Origin of the sequence: Lutibacter sp., assembly GCF_041596795.1 — a bacterium.
Lineage (GTDB): Bacteria > Bacteroidota > Bacteroidia > Flavobacteriales > Flavobacteriaceae > Lutibacter.
This window is the reverse complement of sequence record NZ_JBFHHX010000268.1, coordinates 1-1,904: the sequence shown is the minus strand read 5'-3', so window position 1 is coordinate 1,904 and position 1,904 is coordinate 1. Positions and strand designations below refer to the sequence as shown.

Below are 1,904 nucleotides of genomic sequence, written 5' to 3'. Positions count from 1 at the left end.
TGGTTTACAGAAGCCATTAAACTTTTTGAAGATAATAATATTGGATGGTCTTGGTGGCCATTAAAAAGAATTGAAACTATTGTTGGCCCATATTCAATAAAATTTACAGATGGCTATAAAAACATTCTAAATTATTGGAAAGGCGAAGCTTCAAAACCATCAGTAGAAACTGCTTATGCTGCAATAATGGAATTAGCAAATAATTCAAATAGTGCTAATTGTAGCTATCAAAAAGATGTTTTAGACGCCATGCTTAGGCAAACTAAAACAGATGAAACATTACCTTATAAAAATCATACAATTCCGGGAACTGTGTATATGAGCGATTTTGATTTAGGTAAAAATGGTTTTGCTTATTACGATCAAGATTATGCAAATTATCAACTTTCTACAGGTTCATTTCAAGCTTGGAATGATGGTTGGGTTTACAGAAATGATGGTGTAGATATAGTAAAAAGTACTGATGCTGTTAATAGTAATGGTTACTATGTTGGCTATGCAAAAAAAGGGGAATGGATGAATTACACTGTAAATATTAGCGAAACTGCAGTGTATAAAGCAGAAGTTAGGCTTGCGGCTCAAAGTAATGGAGGTCAGTATCATTTAGAGATAGATGGAGAAGAAGTTACAGCAACTAAAACTGTTGCAACAACTGGAGGTTGGGAAAAATTTCAAACCATAGAAATTCCTTCTATTAATTTAAATGCGGGCGAACACGTTTTAAAATTTCAATTTGATGCGGACACAGAATTTAACATTAGTAGTATCAAATTTTCAAAAACCGGAGAAACTTCAACAAGTAATTTTACAGCTATAAACGGAAATACAAATTCGGAAAATACTGTTGATGTTGTTGTAAACTTAGATTTAGATTTAACAACTGTAGCCAATTCAAAAAGTTACTTTACCTTATTTGTTAACAATGTAGAAACCCCAATAACTGCTGTTGAAACAACTTCCGAAAAAAATAGAAGCATTCAAATTACCACAAGTAAAACGCTAATTTATACAGATGTTATTAAAGTATCTTATAATGGAACAACTCTAAAATCTGAAACAGGAAAACTATTAGATGTATTTTCAAACTTAGAAATTAGAAATACACTAAACACACTTTTTGTACTTCCTACAAAAATAGAAGCAGAAAATTATGTTTCAATGGTTGGTTTAGCTACTGAAGATACTACAGATGATGGTGGTGGAAAAAACATAGGATATACAGATGCAAACGATTATGCAGATTATACAATTTACTCAGAAAATGCAGCATCATATAATGTTAACTTTAGATTAGCAGCACAGAGTAATACAGGTCAAATAGGTTTGTATTTGGTTGATGAAAATTTAAATGAAACGGAACTTTTAAAAGTTACTACTCCCGTAACTGGTGGTTGGCAAACTTGGTCAACTGTTACAAGTAAGGTAATTATTCCTGCAGGAATACATACATTAAGAATGCGTGTTTTAACAGGTGGTTTTAATTTTAATTGGATGGAACTTGTTCTAATAGAAACCAATGGAGATTTAGATGGAGATGGAATTTTAGATGAGAATGATAACTGCCCAAATACCACAGAAGGAGCAACTGTAGATATTAATGGATGTGAAGTATTTACCTTACCTGCAGATAATTTTAGTATTGTAGCAAATGGGGAAACATGTCCAGATAAAAAGAACGGAAAAATTATAATTACTCCAAAAGAAAATTATAATTACCAATTAACAATTAATGGTTTGGTTAGAAGTTTTTCAAACACCATTACCTTGGCAAGTTTAGCTCCAGATACCTATAATTTTTGTATAACTGTTGATGGGGAAACGTTTAAACAATGTTTTGAGCTTGTAATAGCTGCAGGTACAACAATATCGGGTAAAACTAGTGTTACAAACAATAAAGCAACCGT

At 31.8% G+C, this 1,904-nt stretch carries 1 protein-coding gene; it reads left to right on the top strand.

Features of this window, described 5'->3' with window-relative positions; translation table 11 throughout:
- On the top strand, positions 1-1,904 hold a 1,904-nt coding region (locus ABY298_RS16185), incomplete at both ends, for a carbohydrate-binding protein (RefSeq protein WP_372747074.1).